The sequence below is a fragment of the Ralstonia sp. 22086 genome (assembly GCF_052045975.1).
Taxonomy (GTDB): Bacteria; Pseudomonadota; Gammaproteobacteria; order Burkholderiales; family Burkholderiaceae; genus Ralstonia; species Ralstonia wenshanensis.
The window spans coordinates 822,098-835,450 of record NZ_JBQEPZ010000002.1 but is presented as its reverse complement, the minus strand read 5'-3'; the positions used below and the strand labels follow the sequence as shown (position 1 = coordinate 835,450).

Annotated in this window: 12 protein-coding genes; 4 read left to right on the top strand and 8 right to left on the bottom strand. The window is 65.4% G+C overall.

Annotation, left to right across the window (positions count from 1 at the left end; all coding sequences use genetic code 11):
• Positions 1-396: 396 nt before the first annotated feature.
• Complete coding sequence (locus tag ACTJK6_RS12780) at positions 397-1,011, top strand: flavin reductase family protein (RefSeq protein WP_414561617.1); 615 nt, start codon at positions 397-399, stop codon at positions 1,009-1,011.
• Positions 1,008-1,520: a GNAT family N-acetyltransferase gene (locus ACTJK6_RS12775; RefSeq protein ID WP_232040033.1), complete on the top strand. Its 513-nt coding sequence runs from the start codon at positions 1,008-1,010 to the stop codon at positions 1,518-1,520. Before ACTJK6_RS12780 ends, ACTJK6_RS12775 begins: the two co-directional genes overlap by 4 nt.
• Before the next feature lie 4 nt (positions 1,521-1,524).
• Here the strand turns inward: ACTJK6_RS12775 and ACTJK6_RS12770 are convergent, their stop codons facing one another.
• From ACTJK6_RS12770 to ACTJK6_RS12735, 8 genes are all read right to left on the bottom strand, one after another.
• Positions 1,525-2,913 (bottom strand): amidohydrolase family protein, encoded by a 1,389-nt coding sequence (locus ACTJK6_RS12770; protein ID WP_322017859.1) that lies wholly within the window; start codon positions 2,911-2,913, stop codon positions 1,525-1,527.
• A gap of 19 nt (positions 2,914-2,932) precedes the next feature.
• Positions 2,933-4,276 (bottom strand): nucleobase:cation symporter-2 family protein, encoded by a 1,344-nt coding sequence (locus ACTJK6_RS12765; protein WP_232040031.1) that lies wholly within the window; start codon positions 4,274-4,276, stop codon positions 2,933-2,935.
• 79 nt (positions 4,277-4,355) lie between these two features.
• Positions 4,356-5,462, bottom strand: coding sequence for a CobW family GTP-binding protein (locus ACTJK6_RS12760; RefSeq protein WP_440839233.1), 1,107 nt, complete (start codon positions 5,460-5,462; stop codon positions 4,356-4,358).
• Positions 5,463-5,497: 35 nt separating this feature from the next.
• Entirely contained in the window at positions 5,498-6,100 is a 603-nt protein-coding gene (locus tag ACTJK6_RS12755; protein ID WP_440839232.1) for a UbiX family flavin prenyltransferase, read from the bottom strand.
• Positions 6,097-7,488 carry a UbiD family decarboxylase gene (locus tag ACTJK6_RS12750; RefSeq protein WP_440839231.1) on the bottom strand — a complete coding sequence of 464 codons (1,392 nt, stop codon included), beginning with the start codon at positions 7,486-7,488 and terminating at the stop codon, positions 6,097-6,099. Before ACTJK6_RS12750 ends, ACTJK6_RS12755 begins: the two co-directional genes overlap by 4 nt.
• Positions 7,489-7,551: 63 nt before the next feature.
• Positions 7,552-8,475: an amidohydrolase family protein gene (locus ACTJK6_RS12745; protein WP_440839230.1), complete on the bottom strand. Its 924-nt coding sequence runs from the start codon at positions 8,473-8,475 to the stop codon at positions 7,552-7,554.
• Between the two features lie 28 nt (positions 8,476-8,503).
• A complete protein-coding gene (locus ACTJK6_RS12740) occupies positions 8,504-9,415 on the bottom strand; it encodes an amidohydrolase family protein (protein WP_440839229.1) in 912 nt (303 codons plus the stop codon).
• A 238-nt stretch (positions 9,416-9,653) separates the two neighbouring features.
• Positions 9,654-10,547, bottom strand: a complete 894-nt coding sequence (locus tag ACTJK6_RS12735; protein ID WP_440839228.1) for a LysR family transcriptional regulator — start codon at positions 10,545-10,547, stop codon at positions 9,654-9,656.
• Between the two features lie 134 nt (positions 10,548-10,681).
• Here ACTJK6_RS12735 and ACTJK6_RS12730 point away from each other — a divergent pair, with 134 nt between their 5' ends.
• On the top strand, positions 10,682-11,146 hold the full coding sequence (locus ACTJK6_RS12730; RefSeq protein ID WP_440839325.1) for a (2Fe-2S)-binding protein: 465 nt from the start codon (positions 10,682-10,684) through the stop codon (positions 11,144-11,146).
• A complete protein-coding gene (locus tag ACTJK6_RS12725) occupies positions 11,143-13,350 on the top strand; it encodes a molybdopterin cofactor-binding domain-containing protein (protein WP_440839227.1) in 2,208 nt (735 codons plus the stop codon). The genes ACTJK6_RS12730 and ACTJK6_RS12725 overlap by 4 nt, the downstream gene beginning before the upstream one ends.
• The last annotated feature ends 3 nt before the right edge of the window (positions 13,351-13,353 follow it).

Sequence of the window (13,353 nt, the reverse complement as noted above, 5' to 3'; positions counted from 1 at the left end):
GTTCTTTTTTCCGCCCGCTTACGAAAATTCAAGGCGCCATCAAGGGCTCAACGTCAAAAGAGAAAGGCCAACCCGTCGTGAGGTTGGCCTTGGCATTTGGGCTGGCGCCCAGAAGGTGTGGCTGTTGTCCTTTGACCTTCCTGCCCTAGATGGCGCCTTGAATTTCTGTTGCAGGGAGGAAAAAGGAAGGGAAACTGTCTGAGCGAAGCGAGTTTTTCCCTTCCCCTCCCTGCGACATAAATTCAAGGAGTCTTTCGCCATCTCGGGCGCGCATTTCTTTGCTTACTTTCTTTGGGCAAGACCAAAGAAAGTGAGTCAGCCCCGGCAGGGGATGAAACAAGGGATGCACCAACAACAAAAAAACCAACACAAAACCACCCACAACATCGTTGGCCTATGATGACACCTCCCCTGAGTGCCCTCGCCATCATGCCCAACCCCATCACACTCGCCCCAGTAGAGCTGGCAAAGTCCTACCGCCTCCTGAACCACGGCCCGACCACCTTGGTCACCAGCGCCCACAACGGCGTGCGCAACGTCATGGCAGCCGCCTGGGCCATGCCGCTCGACTTTGACCCACCCAAGGTGCTGGTCGTGGTCGACAGCCGCACCCTCACACGTGAGCTGATCGAAGCCTCGGGCGTGTTTGCGCTCAATATCCCGACGCGCGCCATTGCCGAGACGACGCTCGCGGTGGGCACGCTGTCAGGCCGGGATGGCGACAAGTTCGATGCGCTCGGCTTGGCCACGGTGCCAGCCCGCACGATCGACGTGCCGCTGGTAGAAGGTTGCGCAGGGTGGCTGGAATGCCGCGTCATTCCCGAACCGCACAACGAGAAGCGCTACGACCTCTTCATCGCTGAAGTGACAGCCGCCTGGGCGGACCCGGCGCTGTTCAGCAACGGCCGCTGGCACTTTACCGATGCGGGCAGCAAGACCGTGCATTACCTCGCGGGCGGCGCGTTCTTCGAAACCGGTGATGCATTTACCGTGGAGGCTAAGCAGCCATGAGCGACATCGCCATCCGCCCGTTGGTCGATGAGGATGCCGCAGCGTTCAAGGCGCTGCGCCTGAAGGCCATTCAAGATGCGCCTACCGCCATCTGGCCGACGCACGATGAAGAGTCGGGGCGCACGCTGGAGGACACCCGCAACCGCATCCGGGCGACCGAGCATCAGATCGTCTTCGGTGCATTTTCCGGGCCGGCGCTGATTGGCATTGCCGGGCTGCGTCGCGAGCCGCTGGCGCAGGTCGCGCACAAGGCCGTGCTGTGGGGCGTGTTTGTTGATCCCGCACACCGGCGAGGCGGTATTGCCGGCCGTCTGCTCAACGCCGCCATTGCGCATGCGCGTGCTGCACAGGTGCTGCAGATTCATCTCTGCGTGAACGCCGAAAACCCGCGTGCGCAAGCGCTGTATCGCAACGCGGGTTTCGAGACCTTCGGTATCGAGCGCCGCGCCATGCGTGTCGGTGATCGGTTCTACGACGAAGAACACATGGCGCTGCGGTTGGACGTTTGAACCGTCAGGCACACGCCATCAGGTCCGCCACGCCTCGGCTGGCCTCGGCGCGGATGCTCGCCACATCGAGCCCGCACACCACACCTTCGTCCACCACGACACGGCCGCCGATGATGCTGGTGCGCACGGTGATGGGCTCGCCGGCGACCACGGGCGCCAGCGCGGGGTCGTGGAAGCCGTAGAAGCGCGGGTGATTGATGTCGTAGAGCACCAGGTCGGCGGCTTGCCCGACCTGCAGCGTGCCGACTTCACTCAAGCCGAGCACGCGCGCACCGCCTGCGGTTGCCCAGTGAATGACGTCTTCGGCGGTGGTGGCACTGGCGCCTTGCGCGGCACGGTGGATCAGCCACGCGGTGTTGACCTCGCCGGTCATGCTGCCCGATTCGTTGGACGCTACGCCATCCACACCCAGTGACACCGGCACGCCGGCCGCCGCGAGTTGCGGCACTGGCGCGATGCCGCTGCCCAGCCGGCTGTTGCTGACGGGGCAGTGCGCGATGCCGCTGCCTGTTTGCGCGAGCATGCGGATCTCCGACGGCTGCAGGTGCACGAGGTGCGCAAACCAGACGTCCGGGCCCAGCCACTCGTGCTCGGCCACGAACTCCACCGGCAGGCAGTTGTACTTCTCACGGCAAAAGCGCACGTAGTTGTCGGTCTCGGACAAATGCGTATGCATGCGCAGATGCATCCCCCGCGCGGCACGTGCCAACTCGACCAGCAATGCCGGCGGCAACGAGAACGTCGGTGTGGTCGGTGCCACTACCACGCGGCGCATCGCGTCGGGGGCGTCGTCGTGATAGCGGTGTTTGAGCCGCTCGATGTCGGCCAGCATCTGGTCGAGCGTTTCAGGCTGCAGCGCCGTCTTGGAGAAGCCCGGGTGGCTGCTGGCGGACTCGATGGCGCCGCCGCGGCAGAGCACGAAGCGCATGCCGAATTCATCGGCGACATCGAACAGCATGTCGCCCGATTCGGTGCCGCCGCCTGCGTGATAGAGGTAATGGTGGTCGGCGCAGGTGGTGGCGCCCGACAGCAGCAGCTCGGCCATGCCCAGGCGCGCTGCCGTGCGCATCAATTCCGGCGTAAAGAGCGGCAGGCGAGGATACGGCACGCTGGCCAGCCACCCTTGCAGGTCTTGGTTCATGCCTTCCGGCACGGCCTTGAGCAGGTTCTGGAACAGGTGATGATGCGTGTTGATCCAGCCCGGGTAGACGATGCAGTCGCTGGCGTCGATGACGCGCTCGCCGGGGCGGGGCATGAGGTCGGGGCCCATCTCGGCGATGCGCCCGCCGGCGATGCGGATGTCGACGGCACCGGCGCGTGCTGCGTCACCGCGCAGGCCGGTCATGACGGCCAAGGGGCGGCGGATGAGGATGTCTTGAGGCGTGTTGTGCATGGAGGTGTCCATTGGAAAATCAGGCGCGGCCGGCCGTACGCACGACAGACGCGGGCACATGTGCTTCTTCGGTACCGTTGAGCAGCAGGTTCAGCGCCACCGACACCAGGCAGGCGATGACCACGCCGCTGTGCAGGAACGGTTGCGACCAGTCGGGCAACTGCTTGAACAGCGTGGGCGCGAGCACCGGCACCAGCGCGGCGGCTATCGTGAAGCCCACGATGAGCACGTTGTAGCGGTTGTGCTCGTAGTCGACGCGTGCCAGGGTCTGGATGCCCGCAGCGGCCACGACGCCGAACATGGCGATGCCGGCACCGCCCAATGCGGCAGGCGGCGTGGCCGCAATCACGGCGCCTGCCTTGGGCACCAGCGCCACCAGGCACATCAGCACACCGCTCACGGCCACCACCCAGCGGCTGCGCACGCCGGTGAGCACCACCAGCCCGACGTTCTCCATGAACGCAATGAACGGGAATGCGGCGAACATGCCGGCAATGGCGCTGGCCAAGCCGTTTGCGCGCAGGCCGTTGATGGCTTCCTCTTCTTCGATGGGCTTTTCGACGATGTCGCCGATGGCCAGGAACAGGCCCATCGATTCCACCATCTGGACGATCATCACCACGATCATGGTCAGCGCGGGCACCACGGCGAACACTGGCACCCCAAAGTGGAACGGCACCGGCAGCGTGACCCACGGCGCCTCAGCCACCCCGTGGAAGTTGCCCATGCCCATGGTGCAGCCCAGCAACGTGCCGACGATCATGCCCACCAGCACGGCAAGGTTGCGCAGCAGCGGGCTGCCGAAGCGGTTGATGAGCAGGATGGTGGCGACGACAACCACGGCCACCAGCAGAAACGACGGCGCACCGAAGTTGGCGGCGTTGCGTCCGCCGCCCACCCAGTCATACGCGACGGGAAAGAGCTGCAGGCCGATGACGGTCACGATGCAGCCCGTGACCACCGGTGGAAAAAATCGCCGCAGCCGCCCCACCAGCGGTGCGGCGAGCAGCGTAAACAGCCCGGCCGCAATGACCGCACCGCACACGCCCGCGAAACCTACGGCAGGGTTGGTGCCGATGGCAATCACCGGCCCCACGCTGCTGAACGCCACCCCCTGCAGGATCGGCAACCGCACCCCGAACTTCCAGAATCCGATGGTCTGTAACAGCGTGGCGATGCCCGAGCAGAACAACGTGGTGCTGATGAGGACAATGGTGTCCGCCTGCGACATCTTCAGTGCTGATGCAATGATCATCGGCACCGCAATGGCGCCGATGTACGACACCGCCATATGCTGCAAGCCCAACGTCAACATCTGTCGGGTCGACAGAATCTGGTCGACCGGGTGTACGGCTGTTGTCATGGTTGTCTCCTATCGTTGTCATGCCCGGGGCGTGCCAGGAGCCGCCCTCGGGTCAGGGGGATGTCATGTCATGGCATGCTCACGCCGCCAGACATGCGTTGAAACCGTCCTGCAGGGCCGCACGATCGAGGTCGCGGCCGATGAAGACGATCTTGCTGCTGCGCGCTTCGCTGCCCCAGAGCTGCGTTGCGCGAAAGTCGATGAGGCTGTGCACGCCCTGCAGCACATAGCGCTGCGCCTGGCCCTTCACGGCCAGGATGCCCTTCATGCGGAACAGGGTCTCCGCCTGCTCGGTGCGCAGGGTGTCGATCCACGTGTGAAAACGCACGAGATCCACGTCGGCCGGCACGTCAAAACCCACTGACGAGACGCTCGGATCATGCTGGTGGTCGTGCTCATGTTCGTGCTCATGGTCATGCTCATGAGCCGCCGCGTGAGCATGCTCATGTTCATGGTCGTGCGCGTCATGCTCGCCATGGCCGGCGTCTGCGCCGATCTCCAGCAGCTTCTGCGTTGCCTCGAACGCACCCACACCGATGATCTTGTTCAGATCGACCTCGGCATAGCTGGAAGTGACGATGTCGGCCGTGGCGTTCAAGCCGCGGATGCGCCCGCGCAGCGCGTCGATATCGTCGCGGCCCACAAGGTCCACCTTGTTGATGACGATGCGGTCTGCGCAGACGATCTGGTCGACGGCCTGGTTGTCGACGCCGTCGAGGTGCAGGTCGTCCAGATGCGCCGCAATGTGCTTGGCGTCGACCATGGTGACGATGGCGTCAAGCTCGACATGTTCGGCAATCGGGTCGTCGATGAAGAACGACTGCGCCACCGGATACGGATCGGCCAGGCCGCTGGTCTCCACCAGGATGTGGTCGAGCCGTTCGGGCCGCGCGACGAGCTGGCGCACGATGCGCACGAGGTCTTCGCGCACCTCGGCCGTGCAGCACACGCAGCCGTTGACCATTTCGTAGATCTCTTCGTTTTCCGAGGCCATGACCAGGCCGCCGTCGATGCCGACTTCACCAAACTCGTTTTCGATCACGGCGATCTTGCGGCCGTGGTTTTCGCGCAGGATGAAGTTCAGCAGCGTGGTTTTGCCGGCGCCGAGAAAGCCGGTGAGGATGGTGACCGGAATCTTGGTGTTCGGGCCGGGAAGCGTGGCGTGGGCGGTGGCTTGGGGTTTCATGTTGTCTCCTTGTCGGGCGTGGGTGGGGTACGGACTCAGGCAGGTAAGGCTTCTTCGCCCCAGCGCAGGGCGGTGCCGGCATCGAGCCCGAACAGGTCGAGCACGCGGCCGAGGGTGTGGCCGATCATGTCGTCCAACGTATTGGGGCGCGCATAGAAGGCCGGCACGGGCGGCACGACGATGGCGCCCATCTCCGTGACGGCCTGCATGTTGCGCAGGTGTGCAAGCGTGAATGGCGTCTCGCGCGCCATCAGTACAAGCGGACGGCGCTCCTTGAGCGTGACGTCTGCTGCGCGTGTGAGCAGCGTCGACGAGACGCCCGTGGCAATCTCCGCCAAAGACTTCATCGAGCACGGCGCCACGATCATGCCCAGCGCGCGGAACGATCCGCTGGCAATGCCGGCGGCCATGTCGTCCGCACGGTGGTAATGCGTGGCGCGATCGATCACGTCGGCAAGCTTGTACGGCGTTTCGTGCGCCATCGTCAGCAGCGCAGAACGCGTGACGACGAGGTGCGTCTCCACATCGAGCGCGCGCAGCAGTTCGAGCAGCCGCACGCCGTAGATGAAGCCCGAAGCACCGCTGATGCCGACCACCATGCGCGGCCGGGCGGGAGCGCGAGGGTGGCGCGCGCTCATGGCCGCACTCCGGCCTGGCGGAGGATGTCGCCCGCGCGGGCAATGGCCTGCGGGTCGATGCGTGCGCGGATGCCCTCGAAGCCGGCGCCGCGCGTGGCGTCGATGCCCATGCGCGAGGTCGTGCCATGCACGGACGACGACGGATCGAGCGGGCTGCCCGGCAGCCCATCGATCATGAACACATCCTGGTGCGGCTGGAAGTGCGTGGCCATGGCCCACAGCACCTGCTCGTCCTGCTGCAGGTCGATATCGGAATCCACGGCAATCACGGTCTTGAGGTACGGGTCCCAGCCGAGCAGTGCCAGCATGACCTGCCGCGCCTCGCCGTCGCGCGTGGGGTTGAGCGCCACATAGCAATGGAAGTGCGTGCCGGAGTTCGGATAGTGCAGCGCCGTCACCGATGGGAAGCGCGCCTTGAGCTTCTCGCTCATCTCGGCTTCGCGCGGCAGGCGGGCCAGCGTCAGGTGCTCGGCGTACGGGCCGCCCACCACGTCGACCAGCCAAGCGTCGCGCCGGCGCATCAGGGCATCGATGCGCAGCACATTGTTGGTGGAGCGGTCGGACGAATAGCCGGTGAATTCACCGAACGGGCCTTCCTCGGCATAGGCGGCGGGGTCGATGGTGCCTTCGAGCACGAACTCCGCTGCCGCCGGCACGCCGATGCCGTAACGCGGCGTGCGGACGATATCGAGCGGCGCGCCGAGCAGGCCACCGGCCACGGCGCGTTCATCCGCGCCAAAGGGCAGGCGGGCGGCTGCGGCCAGCATGAACAGCGGATGCGCGCCCACCACCATCGCCACGCGCAGCACGTCGCCGCGTTCGCGCGCGGTCTGCAGCATGCGCCACAGGTGGCCGCGCGAGTGCAGGCTCGTCGCCAGTGCGTTGCGTGCATGGCGCATCGAGCGGTGATAACTCATGTTCGCCACGCCCGTCACCGGGTCCTCGGCCACGATGATGGCGTTGGTGATATAGGGCGCGCGATCGCTCTCGAAGTGCTTGATCATCGGCAGCAGCGCAACGTCCACTGCGTCGCCTTCGATCACCTCGTCGGTGATGGCACCGTGCGAGATGACACGCGGTGCGATGGGCGCATTGGCGCGTGCCAGGAAGGCATCGTGCAATTGATGCGGCAGCACGTCGAACAGCCGTGCCAGCCGTGACCGCGAGGCAAAGACGTTGGTGACCAGCGGCACCTGCAGGCCGCTCACCTGCTCGCAGACCAGCATCGGGGTCTGGTTGCGCGCAGCAAGCTGATCGATGACGGCGGTGACATCCTGATCGGCGCAGACGCCGTTGTGCAGGGTCAGCACATCTTCCGGATACAGCTCGCGATAGAGATTGGCGAAGACGTGGAAATCCTGGCCTTCGCCAAGCCGGGTCATGCTCATGGCACACCTCGCTAGAGGCGGGCGCCGAACACCACAGAGGCGCGGCGCCCGCGGGATCGGCGCTCAGGCCGCTTCTGCTGTCTGGAGGTAGGTCGACTTCAGGCGAAGCTCCGCCTCGGCCAGGTCCTTGGGCGGCTTGGTGGGCTCGATGCCGACCAGTCGCGCAATGTTGTTGCCCAGATAGTCTTCGAGGTGGTCTTCATCGATGCCCAGCCCCTGCGGCGGCGCCGAGCACAGCACCTCCAGCTCGCGCAGCCACATGCCGGGCTCGTTGGGCGGCGAATCGGTCCCGAAGACGATCTTGTCGCGCGGCAACTGCTTCGCAAATTCGACGATGCGCGACTGGAAGCACCAGCCCGATTCGCAGTACACGTTGGGCGTGTCCATTGCCATCCAGAACGCTTCGAACGAGTAGTTGCCGCCGGTCTGGATGCCGAAGTGGCCGATGATGAAGTTCACCATCGGGAACTCGCGGATGATCGGGTAGAACATCGTCGGGATGGTGTACGGGCCGTCGCCGGTGTGGATCAGCACCACGATGTTGTACTTGGCGCAGACCTTCATCGCCGGGCGCAGCCAGTCCAGCGCGCGGTCGGGCCGGTAGCCGTGCATGTTGGCGTGCAGCTTGACCATCTTGAAGCCGTATTCCTTGATGTGGAATTCCAGCTCCGCCGCGCCGTTCTCCGGGCCCCAGCGCGGGTTGTAGGTGAAGTTGCCGATGAAGCGGTCCGGGTACTTCTGCGTGAGTTCCGCGATGTACGCCATGTAGTCGCGAATGCCTTCGCGGCCGCGGCGGTTGCCGTCGCGATAGCCGGTGTTGCCCGGCGGCGGCTGGATGAAGCCCATGTCGATGCGGCGGGGCTTGCCGTTGATCATGTAGGGGCCATCCATCAACTGGATCATGCGCTCGCCGTTGAACGGCGTGCCGGTGTGGCGCCAGGCCTCGTCGACGAGGTTGGTCGGGTGCAGATGGGTATCGATAATCATGTGTGCGCTCCGTGCGTGCTGCGGTGGCTCAGGCGGCGGCCAGCGCGAGCTGCGCTTCGGCTTCGGCCACGGTCTTGGGCGGACGGGTCGGCTCCAGGCCGATCATGCGGGCGATGTTGTTGCCCAGGTAATCCTCGAGCGTGTCTTCATCGAGGTTCAGGCCCTGCGGCGGGTCCATGCACAAGACTTCGAGCAGGCGCAGCCACATGCCGGGCTCGTTGGGCGGCGTGTCGGTGCCGAACAGGATCTTGTGCTTGGGCAGCACCTTGGCAAACTCGACGATGCGCGACTGCAGGCACCAGCCCGATTCGCAATACACGTTGGGCAACTCCATCGCCCACTGCATCGGCTCGAACACGTAGACGCCGCCGGTCTGCACACCGAAGTGCGCCATGATGAAATCGACGTTCGGGAAGCGCTTGATCATCGGAATCCATTCCGACGGAATGCTGTAGGGGCCGTCACCCGTATGCAGCTTGACGGGCACGCCCAGCTCGGCACATTTCTCGAACGCGGGCATCACCCAGTCCAGCGCGCGGTCGGGCCGGTAGGCGTGCATGTTGGCCTGCATCTGGACCATCTTGAAGCCGTGTTCCTTCACGTAGCGCTCGATGGCCTCCACGCCGTTCTGCACGCCGCAGCGCGGGTTGTAGACGAAGCACCCGATGAAACGGTCGGGGTACGTCTGCACCATCTTGAGCGTGTATGCCATGTAGGCGTCGATGGATTCGCGGCCCGAAAGCTCGCCGTCCGTCCACGTGTAGATGGTGTTGCCCTGCGGCGGCTGGATGAAGGCCTTGTCGATACGGCGCGGCTTGCCGTTGATCATGTAAGGGCCGTCCATCATTTCGAGCAAGCGCTCGCCGGTAAAGGGGTCGCCGGCGTGCCACCACGCGAGGTCCACCAGGTCGGTGGGGTAGCAGCTGATGTCGATGATCATCGTTGGATCTCCTGATGACTGGGAGGAAGCGCGTGATGGCTTCCCGGTGAGGGCAGGCACGTGCGGCAGCGTGGCGCTTTGCTAGGCGTGTGCCTTCCCCTCGCCGGATCGCGTGATGCCGGATGCGTGCTGCTTGGGGCGCAGTATCGGAGTCAGGGCCGGGGGCCGGCCAATACTATTTGGCGGCAGTCTTGATACGTTGCCGATATCGGCAGATCGGCAGGAAGGCGGCGGGCGCTCAGGCGCCGAGCGTGTCGCGGGCGAGTTGCTGCACTGCGTTCACCACCGCTTGTGCGCGCTCACCATGGCCGCGCTGCCAGACGGCATACAGGTTGTAGTGCGCGGGGATGGCGACATCGGTCAGCCGCACGAGGCGCCCGTGTTGCAGTGCATCGGCCGCCAGCAGCCCACGGACGAGCGCCACGCCAATGCCGGCTTCGGCGGCGGCAACCATGTTTGCGGCGTTGTCGAACGCTGCCACCACGGCGGGTTCCAGCGGCTCCAGACCGGCGGCGTCCACCCACGGAATCCACGAGCGCCGCGTGTAGCCGAGCAGCGGCAGCGCCATCGCTGCCGATGGGGCCAGCGGCGCCTGCACGCCATGGCGCTCCAGCAGCGCGGGCGCCGCCACTGCGGTGACGTGGTCGCCACAGATCAGGGCCATCTCGCAGTCATCCCATTCGCCATAGCCGTAGCGCAGCGAGACATCCACGCGCTCGAACGAGGGCCGCTCGCCGCGCGTGGTCGACAGGAACATCACCTGGTAGCCGGGCAGCGCCCCCAGCAACTGCGGCAGCCGCGCATTGAGCCAGCCCTGCGCCAGTTCGCTGTCGACATCGACGATGAGCGTTTGCGGTACATGCCGGTTGCGCACCGAAGACAGCGCCCGGTCGACCTGCCCAAAGCCGTCGGTCAGCATGCTGGCAAAGAGCTGGCCAGCATCGGTCAGCACGATGCCGCCCGCTTCGCGCACGAACAGCGGCTGGCCGATGAATTCCTCCAGCGAGCGGATCTGCTGGCTGATCGCGCTGTGCGTGAGGTCCAGCTGCTGCGCGGCCTTGGTGAAGCTGCCGGTGCGCGCCGCCTGCAGGAAGGCATGCATCGACTGGATCGACGGATAACGCTTGTACATGGCGGCGGTGGGTGAGCTGTTAGTTCGACTTACACGGGCTGGCAGAAATCGTCGCTGGCGGGGTGCCCGTGCGCGGCTTCATATTGCTGCCAGGCGCGGCCGCATGAGACGGCCCGATTCTGGAGGAGACAATGATGACCGAGATTATGGTCAATGGCGCGCCCCACGCGCTGGATGATGCCGATGCCGACATGCCCCTGCTGTGGGTGCTGCGCGATCGGCTCAAGCTGACGGGCACCAAGTTCGGTTGTGGCGGCGGTTTCTGCGGGGCGTGCACCGTCCATCTGGATGGCGCGCCAATCCGCGCGTGCATCACACCGGCATCGGCGGCGGCCGGGCACAGCGTGACCACCATCGAAGGCCTGTGGAAAGACGGCACGCACCCGCTGCAACGCGCCTGGGTGGCCGAAGACGTGCCGCAATGCGGCTACTGCCAGTCGGGACAGATCATGTCGGCCGCGGCGTTGCTGGCGGCAGGCACGCCCGTCAACGACGAGGCCATCACGCATGCCATGGCGGGCAACATCTGCCGCTGCGGCACCTACGGACGCATCCGCCAGGCCATCAAGCGCGCCGCCGACGAGCGAGGCAAGGCATGAACGCGCCCCGTGATTTGCATGCACCGTCGCGCCGCCAGTTCCTGCAGCAAAGCGCGCTGCTGACGGCAGGGCTGGCAGTCGGTTTCCGTTTGCCCGATGCACTGGCTGCCGGCAAGGATATGGCTGCGGGCGAGTTCGAGCCCAATGCCTGGGTGAGGGTGCTGGCCGACAACACCGTCAAGATCGTCGTCCACAAGCACGATTCCGGCACCGGCACGCAAACCGCGCTGGCGGCGTGCGTGGCCGAAGAGCTGGATGTCGACCCGATGCGCATTGCCGTCATCACGCCGGAAGATCCGTTCTTCCACGAATACATCCACCCGATCTGGAAGGTGTATTCCACCGGCGGCAGCACCAGCGTGTCGCTCGAATATGCGCGCCTGCGACAAGCCGGCGCCACGGCGCGCGCGATGCTCGTGAGTGCGGCGGCACAACGCTGGGGTGTGCCCGTGGTCGCATGCAGCACCGCCGACGGCACCGTGGTCTGCAATGCCGACGGCCGCAAGGCCACCTACGGCGAATTGGCCGATGCAGCAGGCCGCCTGCCCGCACCTGCTAACGTGACGTTGAAGAACCCGGCGGACTTCAAGTACATCGGCAAGCTCAGGCATAAGCGTGATGCGCTGGCCAAGGCGACAGGCCGGTTCCAGTACGGCATCGATGTGTCGTTGCCCGGCATGCTGGTGGCGGTGGTGCAGCGTGCGCCCATGCCCGGTGCACGCGTGCGCCGCATCGACAGCGCTGAGGCATTGAAGGTGCGCGGCGTGCGCCAGGTCATGACCATCCCGATGCGCTCCGATGTGCTGGGCGGTAACCAGGAAGGCGTGGCCGTGCTGGCAGATGACTACTGGGCCGCCAACAAGGGCCGCGCGGCGCTCAAGGTCGAGTGGGACGACAGCGCCTTCGCCGATTTCGACAGCGGCCAAGTCGCACAGCATCAGGCAGCATGGCTCGCCAGCGGCAAGGCGCGCGTGGTGCACACCGTGCAGAGCGGCAATACGGACGTGGCGATGGCCCATGGCGCAAAGCGCATTAACGCGGCGTATCGCATGCCCTACAAGCAGCAGAATCCACTGGAGCCCGTCAATATCACCGCATGGTTCAAGGACGGCGCGATTCAATACTGGGGCGGCATCCAGGTGCCATCCACCGCGATGGAAGCGGCCGAGGTGATCTGCGGCGTGCCGCGCGACAAGGTGGTGCTGCACGAGATGGTATCGGGCGGCAGCTTTGGCGCGCGCGAGAGCAAATACTGGCTGCTCGAAGTCAGCTACCTCGCCAAAAAGACGGGCGTTCCCGTCAAGCTGATGAACAGCCGCGAAGACGAGATGCGCGCGCTGTACGGCCACCCGGCAACGTATCACCGGCTCGAGGGCGCGCTCGACGCGCAGGGCCGGATCGATGCGCTGCGCATCCGTGCGGTGTCGCCCGCATCGCCTGAGCAGTGGGAGCCCGGCTACTTCGACCGGCCCGATCGCATGGACTACAGCACCACCGAGGCCATCTCCAAATGGGACTTCCCATACCGCGCGCACCACATGGACATCGGCTGGGTGCGGCACGAAACGGGCATCCCGACAGGCTGGTACCGCGCCGTCAGCTTCATCCCCAACGTGTTCGCCACCGAGAGCTTCATCGATGAACTCGCTGTGGCGGCCAGGCGCGATCCGGTTGATTTCCGCGTCGCTCACATGGCCGACCGGCACCGGCATGTCGACGTGCTGCGCACCGCCGCACAGCGTGCGGGGTGGAGAAACATGGCGCACGGCCACGCACTGGGCGTCGCCACGCATCAGGCGTATGACAGCTACATCGCCGTGGTGGCGCAGGTGGCGCGCAAGGACGGCCGCGTAGTTGTCGAAAAGCTCACCTGCGTGGCCGACGTTGGCCTGGCGGTCTCGCGCACCGGCGTGGAGGAGCAGCTGTACGGCGGGCTGATGTGGGGCCTCGGCCATGCATTGTTCGATCGCATCGACATCCAGGGCGGCGCGGTGCAGCAAAGCAACTTCCACGACTATCCCGTGATGCGCATGTCGGACATGCCCGCCATCGACATCGTCGTCATCGATGGCAACCGCGACAAGCCCGGCGGTGTGGGCGAGCTGGCCAATCCACCGGTGGCGCCCGCCATTGCCAATGCCATCTTCCGGTTGACCGGCAAGCGCCAGCGCGAAACGCCGTTCAACTTCGACCTGAAGGCATAGCGC